The organism is Inquilinus sp. CA228, assembly GCF_052078665.1.
Classification (GTDB): domain Bacteria; phylum Pseudomonadota; class Alphaproteobacteria; order DSM-16000; family Inquilinaceae; genus Inquilinus.
This window is the reverse complement of sequence record NZ_JBQJIK010000029.1, coordinates 62,897-86,293: the sequence shown is the minus strand read 5'-3', so window position 1 is coordinate 86,293 and position 23,397 is coordinate 62,897. Positions and strand designations below refer to the sequence as shown.

20 protein-coding genes are annotated in these 23,397 nt (G+C 66.7%); 11 read left to right on the top strand and 9 right to left on the bottom strand.

Going from position 1 to position 23,397, the window contains the following annotated elements; translation table 11 throughout:
- Positions 1-186 precede the first annotated feature (186 nt).
- The 9 genes from ACTOWL_RS16420 to ACTOWL_RS16380 all read left to right on the top strand — a co-directional run bounded on the left by ACTOWL_RS16420 (position 187) and on the right by ACTOWL_RS16380 (position 11,437).
- Complete coding sequence (locus ACTOWL_RS16420) at positions 187-1,008, top strand: sugar phosphate isomerase/epimerase family protein (protein WP_441322326.1); 822 nt, start codon at positions 187-189, stop codon at positions 1,006-1,008.
- Between the two features lie 202 nt (positions 1,009-1,210).
- Entirely contained in the window at positions 1,211-2,263 is a 1,053-nt protein-coding gene (locus ACTOWL_RS16415) for a DUF262 domain-containing protein (RefSeq protein ID WP_441322325.1), read from the top strand.
- Between the two features lie 798 nt (positions 2,264-3,061).
- The gene (locus tag ACTOWL_RS16410) at positions 3,062-4,366 is read left to right on the top strand and encodes a hypothetical protein (RefSeq protein WP_441322324.1); all 1,305 of its coding nucleotides are present in this window, start codon (positions 3,062-3,064) and stop codon (positions 4,364-4,366) included.
- Between the two features lie 166 nt (positions 4,367-4,532).
- Complete coding sequence (locus tag ACTOWL_RS16405) at positions 4,533-5,603, top strand: ABC transporter substrate-binding protein (protein WP_441322323.1); 1,071 nt, start codon at positions 4,533-4,535, stop codon at positions 5,601-5,603.
- A 257-nt stretch (positions 5,604-5,860) separates the two neighbouring features.
- On the top strand, positions 5,861-6,784 hold the full coding sequence (locus ACTOWL_RS16400; RefSeq protein ID WP_441322322.1) for an ABC transporter permease: 924 nt from the start codon (positions 5,861-5,863) through the stop codon (positions 6,782-6,784).
- On the top strand, positions 6,781-7,560 hold the full coding sequence (locus ACTOWL_RS16395) for an ABC transporter permease (protein ID WP_441322321.1): 780 nt from the start codon (positions 6,781-6,783) through the stop codon (positions 7,558-7,560). The genes ACTOWL_RS16400 and ACTOWL_RS16395 overlap by 4 nt, the downstream gene beginning before the upstream one ends.
- Complete coding sequence (locus tag ACTOWL_RS16390; protein ID WP_441322320.1) at positions 7,547-8,620, top strand: ABC transporter ATP-binding protein; 1,074 nt, start codon at positions 7,547-7,549, stop codon at positions 8,618-8,620. The genes ACTOWL_RS16395 and ACTOWL_RS16390 overlap by 14 nt, the downstream gene beginning before the upstream one ends.
- Positions 8,620-9,210: a cysteine hydrolase gene (locus ACTOWL_RS16385; RefSeq protein ID WP_441322319.1), complete on the top strand. Its 591-nt coding sequence runs from the start codon at positions 8,620-8,622 to the stop codon at positions 9,208-9,210. The genes ACTOWL_RS16390 and ACTOWL_RS16385 overlap by 1 nt, the downstream gene beginning before the upstream one ends.
- Before the next feature lies 1 nt (position 9,211).
- Complete coding sequence (locus ACTOWL_RS16380; protein WP_441322318.1) at positions 9,212-11,437, top strand: MGH1-like glycoside hydrolase domain-containing protein; 2,226 nt, start codon at positions 9,212-9,214, stop codon at positions 11,435-11,437.
- A gap of 202 nt (positions 11,438-11,639) precedes the next feature.
- Here ACTOWL_RS16380 and ACTOWL_RS16375 read toward each other — a convergent pair whose 3' ends face one another.
- From ACTOWL_RS16375 to ACTOWL_RS16345, 7 genes are all read right to left on the bottom strand, one after another.
- Positions 11,640-11,909 carry a type II toxin-antitoxin system ParD family antitoxin gene (locus ACTOWL_RS16375; RefSeq protein ID WP_441322317.1) on the bottom strand — a complete coding sequence of 90 codons (270 nt, stop codon included), beginning with the start codon at positions 11,907-11,909 and terminating at the stop codon, positions 11,640-11,642.
- A 116-nt stretch (positions 11,910-12,025) separates the two neighbouring features.
- On the bottom strand, positions 12,026-12,778 hold the full coding sequence (locus tag ACTOWL_RS16370) for an ABC transporter ATP-binding protein (RefSeq protein WP_441322316.1): 753 nt from the start codon (positions 12,776-12,778) through the stop codon (positions 12,026-12,028).
- Positions 12,775-13,626, bottom strand: a complete 852-nt coding sequence (locus tag ACTOWL_RS16365; RefSeq protein ID WP_441322315.1) for an ABC transporter ATP-binding protein — start codon at positions 13,624-13,626, stop codon at positions 12,775-12,777. Before ACTOWL_RS16365 ends, ACTOWL_RS16370 begins: the two co-directional genes overlap by 4 nt.
- Positions 13,623-14,540, bottom strand: a complete 918-nt coding sequence (nikC, locus tag ACTOWL_RS16360) for a nickel transporter permease (RefSeq protein ID WP_441322314.1) — start codon at positions 14,538-14,540, stop codon at positions 13,623-13,625. Before nikC ends, ACTOWL_RS16365 begins: the two co-directional genes overlap by 4 nt.
- Complete coding sequence (locus tag ACTOWL_RS16355) at positions 14,537-15,583, bottom strand: ABC transporter permease (protein ID WP_441322313.1); 1,047 nt, start codon at positions 15,581-15,583, stop codon at positions 14,537-14,539. The genes nikC and ACTOWL_RS16355 overlap by 4 nt, the downstream gene beginning before the upstream one ends.
- A 12-nt stretch (positions 15,584-15,595) precedes the next feature.
- A complete protein-coding gene (locus ACTOWL_RS16350; protein WP_441322312.1) occupies positions 15,596-17,179 on the bottom strand; it encodes an ABC transporter substrate-binding protein in 1,584 nt (527 codons plus the stop codon).
- Positions 17,180-17,220: 41 nt separating this feature from the next.
- On the bottom strand, positions 17,221-18,429 hold the full coding sequence (locus tag ACTOWL_RS16345; protein ID WP_441322311.1) for a mandelate racemase/muconate lactonizing enzyme family protein: 1,209 nt from the start codon (positions 18,427-18,429) through the stop codon (positions 17,221-17,223).
- Positions 18,430-18,552: 123 nt separating this feature from the next.
- Between ACTOWL_RS16345 and ACTOWL_RS16340 the strand changes: the two genes are divergently transcribed.
- Both ACTOWL_RS16340 and ACTOWL_RS16335 read left to right on the top strand, forming a co-directional pair.
- Positions 18,553-19,233 carry a GntR family transcriptional regulator gene (locus ACTOWL_RS16340; RefSeq protein ID WP_441322310.1) on the top strand — a complete coding sequence of 227 codons (681 nt, stop codon included), beginning with the start codon at positions 18,553-18,555 and terminating at the stop codon, positions 19,231-19,233.
- A gap of 6 nt (positions 19,234-19,239) precedes the next feature.
- Positions 19,240-20,142: a dihydrodipicolinate synthase family protein gene (locus ACTOWL_RS16335; protein WP_441322309.1), complete on the top strand. Its 903-nt coding sequence runs from the start codon at positions 19,240-19,242 to the stop codon at positions 20,140-20,142.
- 303 nt (positions 20,143-20,445) lie between these two features.
- Here the strand turns inward: ACTOWL_RS16335 and ACTOWL_RS16330 are convergent, their stop codons facing one another.
- Both ACTOWL_RS16330 and ACTOWL_RS16325 read right to left on the bottom strand, forming a co-directional pair.
- The gene (locus ACTOWL_RS16330) at positions 20,446-21,666 is read right to left on the bottom strand and encodes a mandelate racemase/muconate lactonizing enzyme family protein (RefSeq protein WP_441322308.1); all 1,221 of its coding nucleotides are present in this window, start codon (positions 21,664-21,666) and stop codon (positions 20,446-20,448) included.
- A complete protein-coding gene (locus ACTOWL_RS16325; RefSeq protein WP_441322307.1) occupies positions 21,663-23,396 on the bottom strand; it encodes an ABC transporter ATP-binding protein in 1,734 nt (577 codons plus the stop codon). The genes ACTOWL_RS16330 and ACTOWL_RS16325 overlap by 4 nt, the downstream gene beginning before the upstream one ends.
- Position 23,397: the final 1 nt, after the last annotated feature.

Genomic DNA, 23,397 nt, shown 5'->3' with positions numbered 1-23,397 from the left:
CCCCTACCCCCTCCCGCGGGGGGAGGGGGAGGATAAAAAACTCCATATCGGAAGGGCGGAAGCCATTCCGAAACGCTCCCGCAATCCCCGGGCCAAGCCCGGGGGCCACGCACGGCCCTGTCCGCGTGACCTGACCCGAAACCATCCGCCCTCACCCCGCCGGCCCCGCATCCCCTGGAGGAAACAGTGTCCGAGCCGATCCTGACCGTGTTCACCAAGCCCTGGACGGGCCCGCTGCCGCAGCTGGCCGACACGGTGGCCGGGCTCGGCCTCCAGGGGGTGGAGCTGCCGGTGCGCCCCGGCTACCAGGTGACGCCGGAGACCGCGGCCGCCGGCCTGCCGGCCGCCGCCCGCACCCTGGCGGCGCGCGGCCTGTCGATCCGCAGCATCGCCGGGTCGATCGACGAGGCCACGGTCGCCGCCTGCGGCGAGGCCGGGGTGCCGATGATCCGGATCTGCGTCGCGATCGACCCAGCGGTCGGCTTCCGCGCCACGGTCGACGATTGCCGCCGCCGGTTCGACGCGCTGCTGCCGGCGCTGGAGCGCCACGGCGTGGCCATCGGCATCCAGAACCATTCCGGCGCCCAGATCGGCAGCGCCGCGGGGGTGCTGTACCTGATCGAGCGCTACGACCCGAAGCATGTCTGCGCCGTGCTGGACATGGCGCATTGCGGCGTGGCGGGCGAGCCGACGGATCTCGCGGTCGACATCCTGTCCGACCGGCTGCGCCTGGTGAACTTCAAGAGCGCCTATCAGCGCCGGCTGACGGCGCCGGAGGAGGAGGCGGTCTACAAGGTGCATTGGACCACGCACCAGCACGCCGCCTATTCCTGGCGCGACTTCGTGCAGGCCCTGCGCAAGGTCGGCTATTCGGGGGCCTGGTGCCTGCCGGCCGAGTACAGCCACCCGAGCGGCAAGGGCCAGCGCATGGGCGACGAGGTGCTGCCGTTTCTGCGCGGGGACATCGCGCATTTGAAGGGGCTGCTGGGGGAGGTGACGGAGGGATAGGGGTGAGAATCTTGCGCTTTGGGCCCAATGCAATACGGCGATGCCGGATGGCCTGGGCGTGAAGGAGGCCGGCATGCTGGGCTATTCGCCGCGAAGCCCATAGATACTAGAATGGACTTGCTACTTGGTCGACAAGTAGGATGTATCGGCCCAAATTGGTAGCGGTAAGTGCGTTAGCGCTATAATCGAAGGACGCGCGCGGATGATGAAAGCCTTTGCGTCACCCATGGCAGTAGGAGACTACTGCAACGATATCAATGATAATAAAATTATAGTTAATCAAGAATACCAAAGGAGCCCCAAGATATGGAGAGGCGAGGCAAGATCATTTTTTATAGAATCCATAATTCTTGGGTACCCAATACCCAAGATTTTCCTTCACTCAAAAATTACGCTAAAGACGAAACAGTCCATAAAAGAAATTGTTGACGGTCAGCAACGTAGCATGGCTCTACGCGATTTTTTTAACAATAAACTTAGACTCTCAAAAAATATCGAAACTGATGAACTAAAGGGGAAAAATTACAATGCTTTGTCTGATGAATATAAAGAATCCTTTCTCTCCTACTCCCTTCCTCTTGATCAATTTACAGGAGCTACCGATTCGGATGTAAGAGAAGCCTTCCGACGCATGAATTCAAATAATGTTCCGCTTAATGAAGAAGAGAAGAGGCATGCTCGTTATCAAGGACCATTTAAGTGGTTTATAAACGGCATCGCAACGGAATATAAGGGTAAGCTTCTCGATTCTGAAGTTATGAGCGCAAGAGATTTTATTAGAATGTCGGATTATAAATTTATAACCGACGTAATTTTTGCTATGATAAACGGTATTCATACCACAAAGTCGAAAGAACTTGATAGTATATATAATTCTTTTGATAAAGATTTTCCACAGGAAGAGGAATTGGGGAGGAAGATACGCGCTGCGCTAGACGCAGCACTCGATTTAGGTGATTTCAAAGGCTCGGATCTTTGTAAGGCTCATATCTTTTACACTTTGGTTCTCGCACACGCGGCACATCAAACGGAGAACGCAGGCCTCACTACAGCGATTGAGAATGGTCGGAGTCACGCCGCCTCTTCAGGCGACATCGATAGCGTAGACCTCGGTGATCTCCTGGCCCTCCTGGATGGTGGCGATGAATACGCAACGCATCCTTTTGTAAAGGCTTGCGCCGAAAAGACAAATGTGAAAGAGCCGAGGGAAATCCGACTAGCTTATTTACATTCGGCTGTGGGAGAGTCATCGTAAATATGAGAATAGTATCAGATTTATCGAAGATAAATTTTTGCGTTCGCCGCCGGATATCGAAAATTAGGCAAGTCATAAGTGCCTGCCCAAAATCCGATATCTATAGGAGGAATTCAGCCATAACTTGGGCAATAATCGAGCTAGACAATTTAATAATAAATTTACAGAGAGAATTTCTCGTATCTTCACTTCTTAGATGCAAGACGGCGACAGGCATGAGAGTTAATCATAGTGTCGGAAATATAAATCAACAAGATGCAGTGAGATATATTCTCAATATATTGGAACCTAATAAGTCAAAACGCTTTTCTAGCAGCGTCATAGAGCGACGTGACGAGGCTGTCCTGCGGCAGCCGGCGCGCGTAATGCAGGTAGCTGTAGCGGCTGGCTTGTCGAATCTTGGTTCGGTCAGCAATGCATTGAGCATCAATTCCACTGCGTTTTCCGAACTTTCGCGAGCGCGACACTTTTTTGCGCATCGAAATGTTCAAACCGCTGCTGCCGTCCTCGCGCTTGGGAGCGCACGTGGGCTATCCCCGCCCACCGAAGCCTGGATGGTGGTCGATCAACTGCTTCCCGGTCGTCCATATACGTTGCTCGACGAATGGCTAGCCGATATCGGACAATTTCACCTCTTGCTAACCGCATAGAAAGATCGTTCTGCCGCCAGGAGTTCTGATATGGTTACCGTTGGAATCGATCGTTCGCCCGGCCTGCGCATCAGCGATGCGCAGTCATACTTTCCCACGGTGCCGTAAATAATGAACGTCTCCCCTGCCCGCACGAGCATTTTTTGAGATGCCGGCCTCTAATTCACTTGTAATTGAATCACCAAAACTTACACCACAGGCGCAGCGCGGGTGGAATGGATTTTTCCCATACTATGCAGGTTATCCAGAAAGCTTTGCACGTGCACTATTAAAAAGCGCGCATCTACCTGTGGATTCAATGGTTCTCGACCCGTGGAACGGCAGCGGCACAACAACCTATTCGGCCTACCAGCTTGGCATCAAATCGTGTGGCTTTGATCTCAATCCGGTAATGGTCATTATCGCTCGAGCCCGTTTGCTGCCGCCATCAGAAGCAGATGCCTTAGAGCCGTTGGCTCGAAAAATCATAGATGGCATCCGAGCTGATAGCCGCTTTCTCGAACTCGACGATCCACTCTTATGGTGGTTCGACCGCCCGGCGGCGGCTTTGATCCGGGCATTAGAGCGTCGAATCCGCGACCAGCTTGTCGGGGAGCTCACCCTCACTCGTGAAGGAGTGCGGTTCGATAAGATGGCGAGCATGGCGGCGGCCTTCTATGTGGCGTTGTTCTCCGTTTGCCGCCAGATGGCCACGCCCTACCGATCCTCCAATCCCACCTGGCTCAGAAAACCCAAGGACGAGCAGCGCATTTCAACCGATCGCCAAGCGCTCCTGGCAACTTTCGCCATCAGTTTGAAGAATATGGCAGAATCCCTTTCTAGTCGAACCAGTGATTCTAGGATCGATTATGCCGCAGCCAAACTTTTTCTTGCCGATGCGACATCAACTAAGCTCGACGAAGGAAGCGTTGATTTGGTACTGACGTCGCCTCCTTATTGCACACGTATCGATTATAGCGCCGCGACACGTATCGAGCTAGCTGTACTGCACCCTTTGACAAATGTGGCGACGGAAGATTTGAGTCGCCGAATGCTTGGGTCCACCCGAGTCCCACGCCACAATATCGCCGCCAATGAAGCGTGGGGTGAAAAGTGCAGTGCTTTCTTGTCAAAAATTAAAACACACCCATCTAAAGCTTCAAGTGGGTATTATTATAAGACACATATTGATTATTTTGATAAAATGGCAAAATCTCTTTCTAATATCTCAATTTCTCTGAAATTCGGCGGACAGGCGGTATTGGTGGTTCAAGATTCATACTATAAAGATATTCACAACGATCTGCCGAGCATCGTTGCTGAAATGGCCAAGGCTGCCAATCTAAATTTAACTAGGCGAGAAGATTTTCACTTTAGGCGCTCTATGGCTGGCGTCAATCGCCATTCACGTGCATACGGGCGACCTTCTGGTGTAGTTGAGTCAGTACTCTGTTTTGAAAAGCCTTTACCGTAGGGCTTTGTCACTTGGCGACATTCTGGATCTAGAGGTCCTTTCGAGCAAAGGCACCTTCGCCATTGTGCAGTTGCCTGCTCGCCCGTCATCCAACGCAATTTGACAACCCCCGCCACCCCGCGCTAGCATCGTTTGTGTACAAACAATAACCGTCGGGGAGCGTTTCATGTCCGTCACATTCAATCGGCGCCGGTTCGGCGCCCTGCTCGGGGCCGGGGCGCTGGCCGGGGCCATGCCGCTGCGCCGGGCGCGGGCGGCCGAGACCATCTATGTCCTGAACTGGCAGGGCTATGGCACCGACGAGGCCTGGGCCCTGAAGGCCTTCACCGAGAAGACCGGCATCGAGGTCAAGCACGACTATTTCAACTCCGAAGAGGAGATGCTGACCAAGCTGCGCACCAACCCGGGCACCTATGACGTGGTGCTGATCAACAGCGCCCGCACCCTGCAGGCCCAGGCCGAGGACCTGCTGGAGCCCCTGGACCTGGCCAAGGTGCCGAACGCCGCCGACCTGGCGCCGGCGCTGCGCGACCACGCCAATTTCCACAAGGACGGCAAGACCTATGGCGTGTCCTGGCTGTGGGGCATCAACGCGCTGGGCCTGCGCCGCGACAAGGTGAAGGCCGACAGCCTTTCGGTGCTGGCCGACCCGGCCCAGGCCGGCCGGGTCGCCCTGTTCGACGACGCCGTCACCGCGATCGGCATCGGCGCGCTGATGACCGGCCAGGACATCAACGCGCCCAAGGACATGGCCGCCGTCGCCGCCAAGCTGAAGGCGCTGAAGCCCGGGGTGAAGCTGCTGTGGTCCAGCGAGGACCAGTGGAACAAGGCCTTCGCCGCCGGCGAGTTCGACGTCTCGATCTACTGGTCGGGCGCGGCCGTGCGGTCGCAGCGCAACTTCAAGCTGGCGGTCGATTTCGTGGTGCCGAAGGAAGGCGGGATCGGCTGGATCGACGGGCTGTCGGTGCCGGCCACCAGCACCCGCAAGGAGTCGGGTCTGGCGTTCATCAACTACATGATCGACCCCGGCTTCTACGACTATTGGGCCACCAATGTCGGCGCCCCGGCCTCGGCCAACGCCAAGGCCATGGCGGCGCTGCCGGCCGACGACCTGAACAGGCAGATCCACAAGGCCGAGTACCTGTCCCAGCTGCAGTTCATGTCGCCGCTGAGCGACGACCAGAGGACGGCGTTCTCGGATCTGTGGCAGGAGACGAAGGCGTTCTACGCGGGGTGAGGGTCCCAATCCGCCTTGCCCATTTACTCTCCCCCTCCCCTTGCGGGAGGGGGTTAGGGGGAGGGGTGTGTCGAAGCCGGGATCAGTCCTGCGTCGTCGCCCTGGCGGCACGAGCCCCCTCCCCCTACCCCCTCCCGCAAGGGGAGGGGGAGGATGAAAGAGGGGCGGGCGGGATGAAGGATGGGCGGGCGAGCTGTCCCGGCCGGTAGCATGCGGGAGGTCGAGTTGGATCTGCGTGTGACAGGGGGCGAGACCCGATGACCGAGCTGGCGGCGCCGACCACTGCTTCCGCCATCACCGCGCCCGCCGCCGGCGGGGCGGAGAAGCGCGGCTGGCTGGCCACGGCGGGGCTGTTGCTGCCGGCCTATGGCTGGCTGACGCTGGCGATCTTCCTGCCGCTGCTGATGATGCTCGGATTCTCCTTCCTGAAGGTGGCGCCGTTCGGCGGCCGGGCGATCGTCTGGACCCTCGACAACTACCTGGCCTTCCTCAAGCGGCCCTATCTGCGCGACGTCGCCTGGACCTCGCTGTCGATCGGGATCTGGACCACGCTGATCTGCGCCGCGGTCGGCCTGCCGGCGGCGCTGGCCCTGGCCCGCTCCACCTTCGGCCGCACCCGGCAGGTGCTGTTCCTGCTGATCATCCTGCCGTTCTGGACCAACGGGCTGGTCCGCGTCTTCTCCTGGACCATGGTGCTGCGCGACGGCGGCATCATCGACGGCCTCTATCACTGGATCCTGCCGGACGCGGCGCCGCTGGGGCTGCTGTACACCTACCCCGCCATCGTGGTCGGGCTGGTGCACGCCTACCTGCCCTACATGATCCTGACCTGCTACCTGTCGCTGGTGGCGATCGACGACCAGATCCTGGAGGCCGCGCGCAGCCTGGGCGCCCGCGCGCCGGTGGTGTTCTGGAAGATCATCCTGCCGCTGGCGACGCCGGGGCTGGTCTCCGGCTCCGTTCTGATCTTCGTGCCGGTGATCGGCAGCTTCATGGAGCCGCGCATCCTGGGCGGCCGGGTCGGCGTCACCATGGGCACGGTGATCGAGGACCAGTTCACCCAGGCCTTCAACTGGCCGCTGGGCGCCGCCCTGTCCTTCACCATGCTGGCGATCGTGCTGGCGATCTTCGCCCTGGCCGCGCCGGTGCTGAAACGGCAGCAGGGAGGGGCCCAGCCATGAAGAAGCTCGGCCTCGCCCATCTCTGGATCGTCATCGCCTTCCTGTACCTGCCGATCGCGGTGATGGTGGTGATGGCGTTCAACGCCTCGCCGCTGTACCAGCTGCCCTTCGAATTCTCGCTCGACTGGTTCGCCAAGCTGCCGGGCAATGACCGGCTGCTGTCGGCCAGCGGCAACAGCCTGGTCCTGGCCATCGTCACCGCCATCCTGGCGACCGCGATCGGCACCCCGGCCTCGCTGGCCCTGTCGCGGCGCAAGTTCCGCGGCCGGTCGCTGCTGCAATTGCTGCTGCTGCCGCCGATCGCCATTCCCTGGCTGATCACCGGCACCGCCATGCTGGTGTTCTTCTTCTCCACCGGCATCGGCCGCGGCCTGTTCGCCATGACCATCGGCCATGTCGCCCTGGCCATCCCCTATGTCGTGCTGGTGGTCGGCACCGGGCTCCAGTCGCAGCGCGCCGACCTGGAGGAGGCGGCGATGAGCCTGGGCTCCACCCCGCTGCACGCCTTCTTCAGCGTCACCCTGCCGCTGCTGCTGCCCAGCATCATCGCCGCGGCGCTGTTCGCCTTCGCCGTGTCGCTGGACCAGTTCGTGGTCTCCTACTTCCTGGCCACGCCCGGCGTCACCACCCTGCCGGTGGAGATCTACTCCGCCATCCGCAAGGGCTTCACGCCGGAGATCAACGCCATCTCCACCATCCTGCTGGGCGCCTCGATGGTCCTGGTCCTGGCTTTCGCCCTGCTGTCGAACATGGGAGGCGCCCGTGAGCGGCGTTAACGGGGTTGAGGTCACGGCCGTCAGCAAGCGCTACGGCCCCGCCACCGTGCTGGACCGGATCAGCGCGACGTTCGAGGCCGGGCGCTTCACCAGCCTGCTCGGCCCCTCCGGCTCCGGCAAGACCACGCTCTTGCGCATCGTCGCCGGCTTCGTGGTGCCGGATGAGGGCGAGCTGCGCATCGGCACCGAGGAGGTGACGCGGGTGCCGGTGTGGAAGCGCCGCATCGGCATGGTGTTCCAGTCCTACGCCCTGTTCCCGCACATGACCGTGCTGCAGAACGTGATGTTCGGGCTGAACCGGCGCGGCGTGCGCGGCCCCTCCGCCGCCAAGGAGGCGCGCGAGGCGCTGGAGATGGTGCGCCTGTCCGGCTTCGAGAGCCGCAGCCCGAAGCAGCTGTCCGGCGGGCAGCAGCAGCGCGTGGCCCTGGCCCGGGCCATCGTCACCAAGCCGACCGTGCTGCTGCTGGACGAGCCGCTGTCGGCGCTGGACCGGCGGCTGCGGCAGGAGATGCAGGTCGAGCTGAAGCGGATCCAGCGCGAGAGCGGCCTGACCACCATCTTCGTCACCCATGACCAGGAGGAGGCGCTGACCCTGTCCGACCGCATCGCCATCCTGGACCGCGGCCGGATCGTGCAGGACGGGGCGCCGGGCGAGATCTACGAGCAGCCGCGCACCCGCTTCGCCGCCGGGTTCCTGGGCGACGCCAATTTTCTGGAGGGCACGGTCGCCGTAGGCGGCGTCGAGGTGCCGGGCGGCGGCACCATCCGCGTCGCGGGTAAGCTGCCGGCGGCCGGGTCGAAGATGACCCTGGCGGTGCGGCCGGAGAAGATGGTGATTCTGGCCCCGAACACCGCCCACAGCTTCGAGAATGCGATCCCGGCAACGTTGCGCCAGGTGATCTATGCCGGCGCCGTCTCGACCTATCTGCTGGCCGGGCCGGACGGGCGCGAGCTGAAGGTCTTCGCCCAGAACCGGTCGCAGGACGGTTTGGCGCCGGAGCCCGGCGCGTCCGTCACCCTGGGCTGGTCCGCCGCCCACACCATCGCACTGGAGGATTGATGCTGCGCTTCGGGCCGCTGTCGCCGAACACCATCCACATCGCCATCGACCTGCAGCGCCTGTTCGCCGAGGACACGGTGTGGTCGACTCCGGCGCTGATGGGCATCGTCCCCAACGTCGCCGCGCTGGCCAAGGCGGGCCGCACCCTGTTCCCCCGCTTCGTGACGCCGGAGCGGGCGGAGGACGCGCCCGGCACCTGGCGCCGCTATTACACCCGCTGGGCCGCGGTGACCCGGCCGAACCTGGCGCCCGGCATGCTGGACCTGGTGGCCGATCTCGCCGCCCTGGCCGAACCCGGCAGCGTCATCGACAAGCCGACCCATTCCGCCTTCGCCGCGCCGGAATTCGTCGACCGGCTGGCCGCGCTGGGCGCCGACACGCTGATCGTCACGGGGGTGGAGACGGATGTCTGCGTCCTCGGCACCATCCTCGACGGCATCGACCGCGGCTTCCGCATCGTCGCCGTGGCCGACGCCATGACCAGCTCGTCGCTGCCGGGCCACCACGCCACGCTCGACCTCATCCTGCCGCGCTTCGACCAGCAGGTGGAGATCGTCACCACCGAAGCGGCCCTGCGGGCCTGGAGCTGAGATGCTGCGCGATACCACCGTCCCGCTCGCCCGGGCCTGGAACACCTGGTCTAGCCGCCCGGCCGAGATGGTGTTCCTGCCGCTCGGCGTGCGGGTGACGCCGCTGGCCTATGCCGACAGCAGCCGCAGCGCCACGCTGTACCCGGCGAAGTCGGTCAAGTACGGCCGCCATGCCCTCGACGGCAGCCTGGTGGAGCTGGACCTCGACCATGCCGGCACCGGCCTGGCCTGGCGCTGGGCCAAGCACGGGCCGTTCGAGCTGTCCGGCACCTGGCGCACGGTGAAGACCGGCGAATGGGGCCTGCGGTTCTGGTTCAACCTGTGCCTGTCGGCCGAGGACGGGCAGGTGGTGCGCTGGGACCCCGCGGGCGCCGCCGTGGTCAAGGTCGGGCACCGCTTCGTCGCCCTGGCCAGCGCCGAGCCGCCGGTGCAGGTGACCGGCCACGCCACGGTCGAGGCCGTGGCCGAAGACTACGAGACCAACGGCTACTTCCACCTCGCCTCGCGGTCGGAGTCCGCGCCGGTGCTGGTGCTGCGCTTCAACCTGGAGATGATGCGCGACGGCGGCATCGGCGTCGCCGTGGCCGACCGGGCGGATCTGGCGGTCGAGCGCGCCCGCGCGCTGGCGGCCGAGCCGGGCGAGGCACCTGCCCTGCCCTGCCAAACGGGGGCCCAGGCCGGAGCGCTGGACGCGCTGCGCGACGTGATGGCCTGGAACACGGTGTGGGACGAGGTCAACCACCGCCCCTACACCTCGATCAGCCGGAACTGGAACCTGTCCAAGTTCGGCGGCTTCGGCGTCTGGCTGAACGACCAGCTCTACAACGCGCTCCTCACCGGCTATCTCGACCAGGAGATGGCGCGTGAGAACCTGGCGGCGTCGCTGGCCAGCGCCACGCCGGAGGGCAACCTCGCCTGCCTGCTGACCGCCAACGACGCCTGGGTCGACCGCACCCAGCTGCCGATCGGGTCGTTCCTGCTGTGGCTGATCTATCTCCGCTCGCGCTCGCGGCCGATGCTGGAGCTGGCCTATGGCACGCTGGCGCGCAACCACGCCTGGTGGTGGCGCGAGCGCGACCCGCGCGGCCGCGGCCTCGTGTCCTACGGCACCTCGGATGTCGGCGAGGGGCTGTACAAGGGCACCTCCTTCGGCGCGCGGAACGAATCCAGCATGGACAACTCGCCGATCCATGACGAGGCGGAATACGACCCGGCGACGCGCACCCTGCGGTCGGAGGATGTCGGGCTGAACAGCCTCTTGGCCTTCGACGCCGAGGTGCTGTCCTGGATCGCGGCCGAGCTGGGCGACGACGCCGCCGCGGCGGCCCATGCCGAGACCGCTTCGCGCACCCGGGCGAAGATCGGGACGGAGCTGTGGGACGACAGCCGCGGCATCTTCGCCAACCGGCTGTGGTCCGGCGACTTCGTGCGCAGCCTGGGGCCGACCAGCTTCTACCCGCTGATCTGCGGCGCCGCCTCGCCCGAGCAGGCGCAGCTGCTGCTGGCCCATCTCGCGGACCCGGCCACCTTCGGCGGCGCCTTCGTCATCCCCGGCACCACGCGGGACGACCCGGCGGCGAAGGACAATTCCTACTGGCGCGGCCGGATCTGGCCGCCCTTGAACTGGATGGTCTGGCACGGGCTGCGCCGCAACGGCTTCGAGGCCGAGGCCGTGAAGCTGGCCGAGGACAGCGTCCGCCTGTTCGCCCGGGCCTGGGACGAGCGCCGGCTGTGCCCGGAGAACTTCAACGCCGAGACCGGCGAGCCGATGGACCAGCCGGACACCGAGGGCTTCTACAGCTGGGGCGCGCTGATGCCGGCGCTGGGCGTCGCCCAAGTAATGGACATCAACCCCTGGGGCGGGTGGGAGCTGGTGAATGACGGCGCCGACGCGACGCTGGGCCCGATCGCCAGCCCGGCCGGCGCGGTGACGGTCGCCATCGCGGACGGCGTGCTGGCGCTGCGCCGCGGCAGCCGGACCTTGCTGGAGACGAACCTCGTCGGCCGGCTGTCGCAGCTGCGCTTCGGCGAGGGCGACATCGCCGTCACCCTGCCGCCGGAGCTGCCGTCCGGCGCCTGGCTGCGCTTCCCGTCGCTGGCCCCGGACCGGGTACTGGACCTGCGCATCGGCGACGACTCCGCCACCCCGCGGACGGAGAGCGGCGTCACGATCGACTTGCCCGCCAGCGCCGCCGGTCGCACCTTGCGGGTGATCCTGGCCGCGTAGCCGGTGGACCGCCCCCATCACCGCCCTCAGGATATCGACCGCCAGGGCCAGCATGCGCAGATGCCGCGCCGCCTGCCCCTCCTGGGGGCCGGCCAGGGCCTGCGAGTTCGAATCGGTCTGCGTCGCGTCCATAGAACGTATCATGAACGTGATCGCAGATTAATACAACTGCACATTGTGTTTAGAGCAGGATGACCTTGGATCAGATCGCGTCATCCGATCCGGCGGCCACCCCCCTGTACCGGCGACGCAGCTCGTCGAAGACCTGGTCGGCGGGAATCAGATCGTCGCCCTCGGCCTCGGCGAGCAACTGGCGGATCTCCTCGACGCGTTTCTGACGCACGAGCTCGAGATCCTCCAGAATGCGCAGGCCGTCGCGCACGACCTCGCTGGCGTTGTTGTAGCGGCCGCTCTTGACCTGCTGGTCGATGAACGCCTCGAAGCGCTCACCAAGGGCGAAGCTGCGGGGCATCGGTCCCTCCCGGATCACTAGATATCATTGCGGACCGGCACCGCAAGCCCGGCCTGAGACATCAGTGCCTGCTGAAGACGCGGCCGAGGATGAGCACAGCACGCTCCAGTGAGACCTCAGCCCGCCGGCGCTTCGCCATAGGCTTCGCTGGCGGCGAGCAGCTCCTGCGTATACGGGTGCGCGGGCGTGCCGGCGCGCAAAGTCGCCGCGTCGAAGCCGTCGACGATGCGGCCGCCCTGCATCACCGCGATGCGGTGGCACATATGGGCGACCACGGCCAGGTCGTGGCTGACCAGGATATAGGTCAGGCCCCGCTGCGCCCGCAGGTCCATCAGCAGGTTGAGGATCTCCGCCTGCACCGAGACGTCGAGGGCGGAGGTCGGCTCGTCCAGCAGCAGCACCTCCGGCTGCAGCATCAGCGCGCGGGCGATCGCCACCCGCTGGCGCTGCCCGCCGGAGAGCTGGTGCGGGTAGCGGAAGGCGGCGGTGCGCGGCAGCCCGACCGAGTCCAGCGCCGCGCCGACCGCATCCGCCGGCGGAACGAGCCCCTGGTTGCGCAGCGGCTCCAGCAGCTGGGCCTGGATGGTCTGGCGCGGATGCAGCGACCCGTAGGGGTCCTGGAACACCATCTGCACCCGCTTGAAGAAGCCGCGCGGCCGGCCGGCCGGCAGCGCGGTGCCGTCGAGCCGCACCTCCCCGGCATAGTCGGTGATCAAGCCAGCCAGAGCCCGCAGCACCGTCGACTTGCCGCAGCCGGATTCGCCGACCAGGCCGAAGGTCTCGCCCGCCGCGACGGCGAAGGAGATTCCGGCCACCGCTGGCGGGGCGTCGGCGGCGAAGCGCACGGCGAGATCGCGGACCTCGATCATGGCGTGCCTCCGGCAGCGGCCAGCCAGGTCGGATCGCGGCGCAGCACCGGCAGCCGGTCCTGGGCGTGGTGGATCGAGGGCAGCGAGGCCAGCAGCCCGCGCGTGTAGGGATGCTCGGCCCGGTCGAGATCGGCGGCCGGCAGGGTCTCCATCACCCGTCCGGCATACATGATGACGACCCGGTCGCAGAAGCGGCGGACCAGGTTGAGGTCGTGGCTGATCAGGATCAGGCCGAGGCCGCGGCTCTCGATCAGCTCGTCCAGCAGGTGCAGCACCTCGAGCCGCACGGTGACGTCGAGCGCCGAGGTCGGCTCGTCGGCGATCACCACGTCCGGGCCGGCGATCAGCATCATCGCGATCATGACGCGCTGGCCCATGCCGCCGGAGATCTCGTGCGGGTAGAGGCGCGCGACCCGGGCGGGATCGCGGATCTTCACCGCCTCCAGGATCGCCAGGGTGCGCTCGCGCGCCTCGCGGGCCGGTCCCCTGTGATGCAGCCGCCAGGCCTCGGCGATCTGCTCGCCGACCGGCACGACCGGGTTCAGCGAGTATTTCGGGTCCTGCAGGATCAGGCCCATGCGCCGGCCGCGGAGGGCCATCATCTGCCGCTCGCTGGCCGCGAGCAGGTCGGTGTCGCGGAAGGCCATGCGGTCGGCCGTGACCCGGGCGCCCGGCGGCAGCAGGCGCATCAGGGCGCGGCCGACGGTCGATTTGCCGGCGCCGGACTCGCCGACGATGCCGAGTTTTTCGCGCCCGAGGGTGAAGGACACGCCGCGCACCACCGGGACGGCGGCGTCGCCGCGGCCGAAGGCGATGCCGAGGTTGCGGACCTCGATCAGGGGGCTCATTCGCCGGACCTCGGGTCGAGCACGTCGCGCAGCGCGTCGCCGGCCAGGTTGAAGGCCAGGCTGACCACGGCGATGGCGATGCCGGGCGCGGTGATCACCCAGGGGCAGTCGATCATGAATTCACGCCCCGTCGAGACCATGGCGCCCCATTCCGGCAGCGGCGGCTGCGCCCCGAGGCCGAGGAAGCCGAGGCCCGCCGCGGTCAGGATGATGCCGGCCATGTTCAGGGTCAGGCGCACGACCAGCGAGGGCAGGCACATCGGCAGGATGTGGCGGGTGATGATCCGGGTCTTCGACGCCCCCTGCAGCCGCACCGCGGCGATGAAGTCGGCCTTCCGCAGGCTCAGCGCCTCGGCCCGGGCCAGCCGGGCCATCGGCGGCCAGGCGGTCAGGGCGATGGCGATGATGGCGTTGGTGATGCCGGGGCCCAGCGCCGCGGCGAAGCCCAGCGCCAGCACCAGGCCGGGGAAGGACAGGAAGATGTCGGTGACCCGCATCAGCACCTCGTCGGCCCAGCCGCCGAGATAACCGGCGCAGGCGCCGATCAGCAGGCCGATCGGGGCGACGATGACGGTGACGAGCAGGATGATGTAGATCGTCGTCCGGGCGCCGTAGACGACGCGGGCGAAGACGTCGCGGCCGAACTCGTCGGTGCCGAACCAATGCGCCGCCGAGGGCGGCTGCAGCCGGTTGACCATGTCCTGCGCGATCGGGTCGTAGGAGGTCAGCCAGGGCGCCGCGATCGCCGCGATCACCAGCAGCAGGATGACGGCGAGCCCCACGAGCCCGAGCGGATGCGTGGCGAAGCGCCGCCAGCCGCGATACAGCTGCTGCATCGCCGACTGGAAGACGGTGCGCGGCGCGTCCGTCTTCAGCCAGGCTCGCAGGCCGCCGTCGGTGAAGGTCGCGGTCATCGGGTGCGCGGGTCCAGGATGCGGTAGAGGCGGTCGGAGATGATGTTGATGGCGAGGAAGGTGATGCCGATCAGCAGCACCGCGCCCATCACCACGTTCATGTCGTTCATCTTCAGCCCCCGGGTGAGGTATTGGCCGAGGCCGGGCCAGCCGAACACCGTCTCGATCAGCACCGCGCCGTCGAGCAGCCCGCCGAAGGTCAGCGCGATGACGGTCAGCAGCTGCACGCGGATGTTCTTGAAGGCGTGGGCCCAGATCATCCGCCGGCGGGACACGCCCTTGGCCCGGGCGGAGACGATGTATTCCTGGCCCAGCTGCTCGAGCATGAAGCTGCGGGTCATGCGGCTGATATAGGCGACCGAGTAGTAGCCGAGCACGGCGCCGGGCAGGATGATGTGGTCGAGCGCGTCGCGGAACACGTCCCATTCGCCCTGCAGCGCCGTGTCGAGCAGCAGCAGCCCGGTGATCGGCGGGACCATGCCTTCGTTGAGGATGTCGATCCGGCCCGAGGCGGCGACCCATTGCAGCTTGGCGTAGAACACGATCAGCGCGATCAGGCCGAGCCAGAAGATCGGCACCGAATGGCCGGCCAGGCCGATCACCCGGGCGACATGGTCGATCGGCTTGCCGCGGTTGACCGCGGCGACGACGCCGAGCGGCACCCCGACCAGCGTGCCGCACAGGATGGCGACGAGGGCGAGCTCGATGGTGGCCGGGAAGACGCTGAGCAGGTCGGCCGAGACCGACTGCCCGGTGGTCAGCGACCGGCCCAGATCGCCGGTGACGACCCGGCCGACATAGGACAGGAACTGCCACCACACCGGCTGGTCGAGGCCGAGTTCCTGGTACACCCGGTCATAGGTGGCGCTGTCGACCTCCGACCCCGTCACCGCCAGCACCGGGTCGGCCGGCAGCAGCCGCCCCATCGAGAAGGTCAGCAGCATCAGCCCGACCAGGGTGACGACGATCGACAAAGTGCGGCCCGACAGGCGCCGCATGCGCAGGAAGCGCGCGGGCCGGTTGAACGTGTCGATCGTCGTCATGGGCCAGCCGCCTCAGTTCTTCTTGACGTCGAGCCAGCGCGTCGACCAGGTCGGGTTGCCGGCATAGCCGGTGATCCCCTGGCGGATGACATAGGGATCGGTGCGCTGCAGCACGATCACCAGCGATGGCACCATCTCCTTGAACTTCTGGTCGATCTCGGTGAACAGCTGCGCCCGCTTGGCCGGGTCGGTCTCGCTCTTGGACTGGGTGACCAGCTGGGTCAGCTCGGGCGCGTCGAGCGCGGTGCGCCAGAGGTAGTAGCCGCCGAGCTTCGCCTCGTCGCGGTTGTCCGGGTTGTAGGCGTATTGCACCAGCGTGCCGAACGGGTCGGGCAGCCGCGAGCCGGAATTGCCGACCAGCACCTGGTAGCGGCGGGCGCGGAAATCCGGCACATGCTCGCCGGGCACGACCTCGAACTCGACCCCGGCCTTCTTGGCGCTGGCCTGCAGCGCCACCGCCATCTTCAAGAGCGCGTCGCCCGACGGGTACAGCGTCTTCTTCAGCCCGTCCGGATAGCCGGCCTCGGCCAGCAGCTTCCTGGCCAGCTCGGGATCGTACTGGTAGCCGGTCGGCTCGCCCGTCGGCGCGCCGGGCATGCCCTTGGGGATGATCGACTGCCAGGGGAAGCCGTTGAAGTTCATCGTGGTCTCGGCCAGCGGCTTCCAGTCGATGATGTGCTGGAACGCCTCGCGCACCTTGGGCTTGGCGAGGTCCGGGTCCTGCGTGTTCATGGCCATGTAGTAGAAGCCGAGGCCCGGCCCGGGATCGACCACGGCGCCCTTGGCCTTCAGCGCCTCGATGTCGCTGTTCGCCATGTACTGGCCGACATCGATGTCGCCGGCCTCGACCTGCAGCCGCAAGTTGCCGGATTCCGGCACGTGGCGCATGACCACGCGCTTCATCGCCGGCGCGCCGCCCCAATAGTCCGGCCGCGCGTCGCACAGCAGGATGTCGTTCGGCCGCCACGTCGTCAGCTTGTAGGGGCCGCTGCCGGCGCTGTTCGCCTTCAGCCAGTTCTGGGCCAGGTCGCCGTTCTGCTCGTGCGACAGCGCCGTCTTCTTGTCGATGATGCCGAGCGAGGCGCCGGCCAGGGAATAGAGCACGAGATCGGTCGACACCGGCTGCGGCAGGCTGATGACCAGGGTCCGCTCGTCCTTGGCCTGGACCAGCTGCTCGACATTGTCCTTGGTGAAGCCCCAGAGCGCGATGTCGGTCGACCCGACCTGCCCCATCTTGATGACGCGCTGGATGGTCCAGGCCGCGTCCTCCGCCGTCACCGGGTTGCCGGAGACGAAGGTGACGCCCTGGCGCAGCGTCAGGGTGATGCTGCGCTTGTCGTCGGAGACGACCCAGCTCTCGGCCAGCATCGGCCGGATCGTGACGAGGTCGTCGGGCGTCACCATCACGAGGTTGTCGTAGAGGTTCGACACCACCTCGGACGGCGTGCGCGCGTTGATCGCCGCCGGGTCGAGCGAGGGCACGGCGCTGAGCTGCGTGCCGATGACCAGTGCATTGGCCGGCGACGCCGCCTGCACGCCGGACGCACCGAAGGCGAGCGCCAGGGCCGTGGTCGCGGCCAGTAGGGACAGTCTCATTTCGTCCTCCCTGTTGCGGCGGATGCCCGCCTTCTTGGTTGTTACGGAAACGCCGACGATCCGTCCGGGCGGCGGCCGACGCGGCGCTCCCAATGGATGTAGCCATCGGTCTTCAGCACCTCCTCGTCGATCTCGACGCCCCAGCCCGGACGGTCGGGGCGCAGCTCGAGATAGCCGTCGCGAGGGAGATACGGGTCCTTCACGTACCAGGCGCCGGCCGAGGGGTCGCTCCGCTCGGCGCCGCCGCCAGCCTCGCCCCCGGCTTGGAACGTGTAGTTGGGGCCGTGCGGCAGCCGGTATTCGAGGATGCGGAAATTCGGCTGGGCGGCGGAGAAATGCAGGTTCACCGCCGTGGCCAGCGGGCCCATCGGGTTGTGCGGCGCGACCGTGACGTAATGCGCCTCGGCGATCGCCGCGATCTTGCGCATCTCCAGCAGGCCGCCGACGACGCAGATGTCGGGCTGGATGATGTCGGCGCCGCGATGGGACAGCAGCCGCAGGAACTCGAAACGGTTGTACAGCGACTCGCCGGTCGCCAGGGTGCAGGCCATCTGCCGCTTGATGTCGCCCCAGACCTCGACATTCTCCGGCCGGATCGGCTCCTCGAAGAACAGCGGGTCGTAGGGGGCCAGCGCGTTGCCGAGCTGCACCGCCTGGTGCGGCTCGAAGATGCGGGCATGGGCGTCGAAGGCGATCTCGTAGTCGCTGCGCACCGTCTCCCGCAGCGAGCGGAAATACTCGGCGCTGGTGCGCACCACCTCGCCCCAGCGGTTCTCGTAGATGTTGATGCGGTAGGGACTGAGCTTGAAGGCGGTCAGGCCCCAGGCCTCGTTCAGCCGGTCGAACTCCTCCCGCGCGGCCGGGGCGTCGGGGGCGGTGTAGACGCCGGCATAGACGCGCACGCGGTCACGGACGTTGCCGCCGAGCAGCATGTAGACCGGGACGCCGAGCGCCTTGGCCGAGATGTCCCACAGGCAATGGTCGATCGCCGAGATCGCCGCCAGGGTCAGCGCGCCGGGCGGGAAGCGGGTCTGCTGCATCAGGTACTGGACGATGTACTCGATCCGCCGCGGGTCCTGCCCCTGCAGGAAGGTGAACAGGTAGTCGAGCAACGGCGCCAGCGCCCGGTCGGGGCCATGGTTGTAGCACTCGCCCCAGCCGGTCAGGCCGTCATCGGTGTCGATGGCGACGAGCAGACGCGGACGGTCCTTGTCGCGCGTCATATAGGTCCGCAGACGGTCGATCTTCACGCCGCGTATCCTTCCCAGGCCCTGTTGCTTCCTCGCGGCTAGACTTAACCTGATGAGACCTGATATATCAAGTCTCAAGAAATTGCCGGCGCCGGAAGCCGCCCGATCCAGCAAGAGGACAGCGTGCACCGCCCCCTGACATCCCTCGATCCCAACATGCTGAAGGGGCTGCGCGAGCACGTTCACGAGCAGCTGCGCCAGGCCATCATCTCCGGCCAGCTGCCGACCGGCTCGCTGCTGAACGAGCGCCAGGCGGCGGCGGAGCTGGGCGTCAGCACCACGCCGCTGAAGGAGGCGCTGCGCCGGCTGGAGCTGGAAGGGCTGGTGCGGACCGAGCCGCGCCGCGGCATCCGCATCACCTTCGATGCCGCCCAGGCCGAGGAGATGGCGCTGGCGCGCGCGGCGCTGGAGAGCATGATCGCCCGCCTGGCGGCGGCGCGGATCACGGATGAGGAGATCGCGGAGCTGCGCGCGGTCGGGGAGAGCATGCGCCAGGCAACGGCGGCGGGCGTGGTGCGCCGGCTGATCGCGCTGAACGAGACCTTCCACGACACCATCCACACGGCGTCGGGCTGCCGCTACCTGCAGCGGCTGCTGGCCGGGCAACTGGTCTACGACAAGGCGACGCGCCGCTTCCTGCTGAACGATGCCGACGAGCGGGAGCGCGCGCTGCAGGAGCATCTGAGCATCCTCGCGGCCCTCGAAGCGCGCGACGAGGACGCGGCCGAACGGGCGATGCGCGACCACATCGTGCGGTCGGGCCGGCAACACGTGCAGACGGCGTTCGCGCGCCGGAAGGAGTAGCGAAGAATGGACAACCAGAACGGCCTGCGGCGCGCGCTGTGCGGCATCTCGGGCGTGCACGCGACCGCCTATGCAGCCGATGGCGGCGTCGACGCGGATCTGACCGGCCGCATCGTCGAGCGCATCGTCGCCGGCGGAATCCACAACATTGTCGCTGCCGGCAATACCGGCGAGTTCTACGCCCTGTCGCCCGACGAGGTCCGGCTGGTGCACGACACCGCGGTGTCCGCCGCCCGGGGCCGCAGCAACGTCGTTGCGGCCGTCGGCCGGTCGCTGACCGAGGCGATCGCGCTGGGCCGCCGCGCCAAGGAGGCCGGGGCGAATGCGATCATGTCGCACCAGCCGCTCGACCCCTTCGCCGCGCCGCAGGCGCAGGCCGCCTATTTCCGGGCGATCGCGGATGCGGTCGACCTGCCGCTGGTCGCCTATGTCCGGTCCGACGCCATGGGCCTGGCCGACCTGCTGTCGGTCGCCAACCACCCCAATGTCGTCGGCGTGAAGTTCGCCAGCACCAACCTGATGCTGCTGGCCGAATGCGTGCGGTCGAGCGATGCCGGCACCGCCGTCTGGGTCTGCGGCCTGGCCGAGGGCTGGGCGGCGCCGTTCTACGCCCTCGGCGCCCGCGGCTTCACCTCCGGCCTGGTCAATGTCGACCCGGCCCGGTCGCTGGCCATCCATGCGGCGCTGGAGGCGGGCGACTATGCCAGAGCCCGCGCCCTGGTCAGCGAGATCGCCCGCTTCGAGACGCTGCGCACCCGCTACGGCAACGGCGCCAACGTCACCGTGGTCAAGGAGGCGCTGGGCCTGCTCGGCCTTCCGGCCGGCGCGGTGCGCCTGCCGGGCCTGCCTGCCCTCGATGCCGCAGACCGGGAGACGCTCGAGCGCGAGGTGTCGCGCTGGAGCGTCTGAGACGGCCCCACTCCCCCTCACCCTCCCATCACGGCTTTCGCCTCCTTTTGAGTCCCCCCTCCCCTCGCGGGAGGGGGATAGGGGGAGGGGGTTTTCTCGGCTCGACCCGGCCTGGACCGTCACAGGCCGGCACGGATGGCGAGTTCGGTGCCCTGCCCATTCGCGCGCAGACCCCTCCCCCTGCCCCCCTCCCGCAAGGGGAGGGGGGACTTAAAAAAGCTCACTCTGCCGATGTGTGATCTCAGGTGAGGGGGTGGCCTCGGCCCATCCATCTGCTTCGTTCCAACCTGCCAAGCCGCCGCCCTAGCGCCCGTTGAAGTACGGCGCCCGCCGGAGCCGCGTCTGGACATAGACGTGCTCCTGGTGGGTGCCCGGCGTGTAGGACCGGTCGGATCCCGGCACGGCGACGTTGCGCTCGCTGGGAAAGCGCGCGACGAAGTCCTCGTCGATGTCGCAGCCGAGGCCGGGCGTGTCGGGCACGGCGATCGAGCCATCCTGCTGCAGCGGATGCGGCACCACCGTCCGGGCCCGGCCCGGCCAGTCGGCATCGAGCCGCTCCAGGATCAGCCCGTTCGGGATCGCGGCCAGAAGATGGATGGCCGCGTATTCCGCGACCGGGCCGAGCGAGCCGGAATGCGGCGCCATCATGATGTGGTGCGCCTCCGCCATCGCCGCGATCTTCCGCATCTGGGTCAGGCCGCCGGCCCGCCCGGTGTCGGGCTGGATCACGTCGACCAGGTCGCGCTCGATCAGCTCGCGCTCGCCGAAGATCGTCGCCATGCGCTCGCCCGCCGCCAGCGGCACATGGGCGGCGTCGCGGATGCGCTTGTAGCCGTCCAGGTTGTCCGGCGCGATCGGGTCCTCGATCCACAGCAGGTTGTAGGGTTCGAGCGCCCGCGCCAGCCGGGCCGCATCGGCCGGGGTCAGCCAGGGCGGGCCATGCAGGTCGATGGCGATGTCGACCTCGTCGCCCACCGCCTCGCGCAGCATCGCCACCTTGCGCACCGGGTCGGCGACGCCGCCGCATTTGATGGTCCGGATGCCGTGGCTCTTCACCGCCAGCGCCGCCTCGGCCGTGTTGGCGTGGGAGTAGATCGGCACCCGGTCGCGCATCTTGCCGCCGAGCAGGTTCCACACCGGGACGCCGAGCGCCTTGCCCTTGATGTCCCACAGCGCGACGTCGATGCCGGTCATGGCGCCGGCGCCGACCGTGCCGAGCATGCCGTGCCCCATCGTCGCGACCTGCATCTTCTGCCACAGCCGCTCGATATGCGTCGGGTCCTCGCCGACCAGCAGGGCCTTCAAATCCTGCACCGCGGTCTCGATCACCCGCGGCCAGCCGGAGCATTCGCCGATGCCGACGATGCCGGCGTCGGTATAGACCTTGACGAACAGCCAGTTGCGGAAGCCGCCGAGCTTGCCCTCCGCGATCGCCGAATCGTCGGACCGGCCGTCCGTCGCCCATTTGTCGGGGTCAGGCGGGCCGGCCTGCATCAGGAAGGTCCGGATGTCGGTGATCTTCATAGCGCGAGGCTCCGCTCGGAGGGTTCGGTGTACCGGATGCGGTTGTGGATGCTGCGGCGGCGCGGATCGGGCCGCGGCACGGCGGAGATCAGCGCCCTTGTGTAGTCGTGGGTCGGCGCCTCGCAGACCTCGTCGGCCTGGCCGATCTCGACCAGCCGGCCGCGATACATCACGCCGACGCGGTCGCACATGTAGCGGATCACGCCGATGTCGTGGCTGATGAAGATGTAGGCGAGGTCGAGCTCGTCCTGCAGCTTCAGCAACAGGTCCAGCACCTGGAAGCGCAGCGAGACGTCGAGCGCCGAGGTCGCCTCGTCGGCGACGATGACGCGGGGGTTCAACGCGATGGCCCGGGCGATGCCGATGCGCTGGCGCTGGCCGCCGGAGAAGGCGTGCGGGTAGCGCTCGCGCCAGGCGGGTTCGAGCCCGACCTGGCGCATCAGCCCGGCGACGCGCTCGTCGAGGTCCTTGCCCCTGGCGATGCCGTTGACCAGCAGCGGCTCGCCGATCACCTGTGCCACGGTCATGCGCGGGTTGAGCGAGGAGACCGGGTCCTGGAAGATCATCCGGATCTCGCGCCGGCAGGCCGACAGCGTCGGCTTGTCGGCCTTGGCCAGGTCGACCACGGCGCCGTCGGCCCGGCGATAGCGGATGGCGCCGCCGGTCGGGTCGTAGACGCGCAGCAGGCAGCGCCCCATGGTGGTCTTGCCGGAGCCGGATTCGCCGACGATGCCGAGCGTCTCCCCCGCCCTCACCTGCAGCGACACGTCGTCGACGGCCGCGAAGGCGGCGCTGCCGGTGCCGAACTGCATCTTCAGCCCCTCGACCTCGACCACCGGCGGCCGGTCGGCCGGCAGCGCGGGGCGCCGGAGGCGGATCTCGGCCTTGTCCTCGAGCTTGAGGACCGAGCCGATCAGCATCTTGGTGTAGGGGTCTTCCGGCGCGTGGAAGATGCGGTCGACGGAGCCGTGCTCCATCACCCGACCCTGGTACATCACCAGCACGTCGTCGGCGATCTCGGCCACCACGCCCATGTCATGGGTGATGAACAGCACCGCCATGCCGAATTCGGCCTGCAGCCGCTTGATCAGGTCGAGGATCTCGGCCTGGGTGGTGACATCAAGGGCGGTCGTCGGCTCGTCGGCAATCAGCAGCTGCGGGTTGCAGGCCAGCGCCATGGCGATCATGGCGCGCTGGCGCATGCCGCCGGAGAATTCGAAGGTGTAGCGATCGATCGCCCGCTCCGGCCGCGGGATCTCGACCTGCTTCAGGAGCTCGATCGTCCGCGCCCGGGCCGCGGCCTTGCTCATGCCGAGATGCAGGCGCAGCACCTCCATGATCTGGTCGCCGACCGTGTGGATCGGCGACAGCGACGACATCGGCTCCTGGAAGATCATCGCGATCTCGCGGCCGCGCACCCGACGGATCGCCCGGCTGCGCGGGTGCAGCTTGGCGAGGTCGACGCTGCTGCCGTCGGCGCGGTTCAGCACCATCTCGCCGGAGACGATGCGGCCGGGCGTATCGACGATCTGCAGGATCGAGCGCGCGGTGACGCTCTTGCCCGAGCCGCTTTCGCCGACGACGCAGAGCGTCTTGCCGCGTTCGACCATGAAGGACACGCCGTCGACCGCCTTGACCAGCCCGGCGCGGGTCGGGAAATGGGTCACCAGGTCGCGCACCGCCAGGACGGGCTTGGGGCGGCCGTGGAACGGCACCGGGGGTGTCGACATC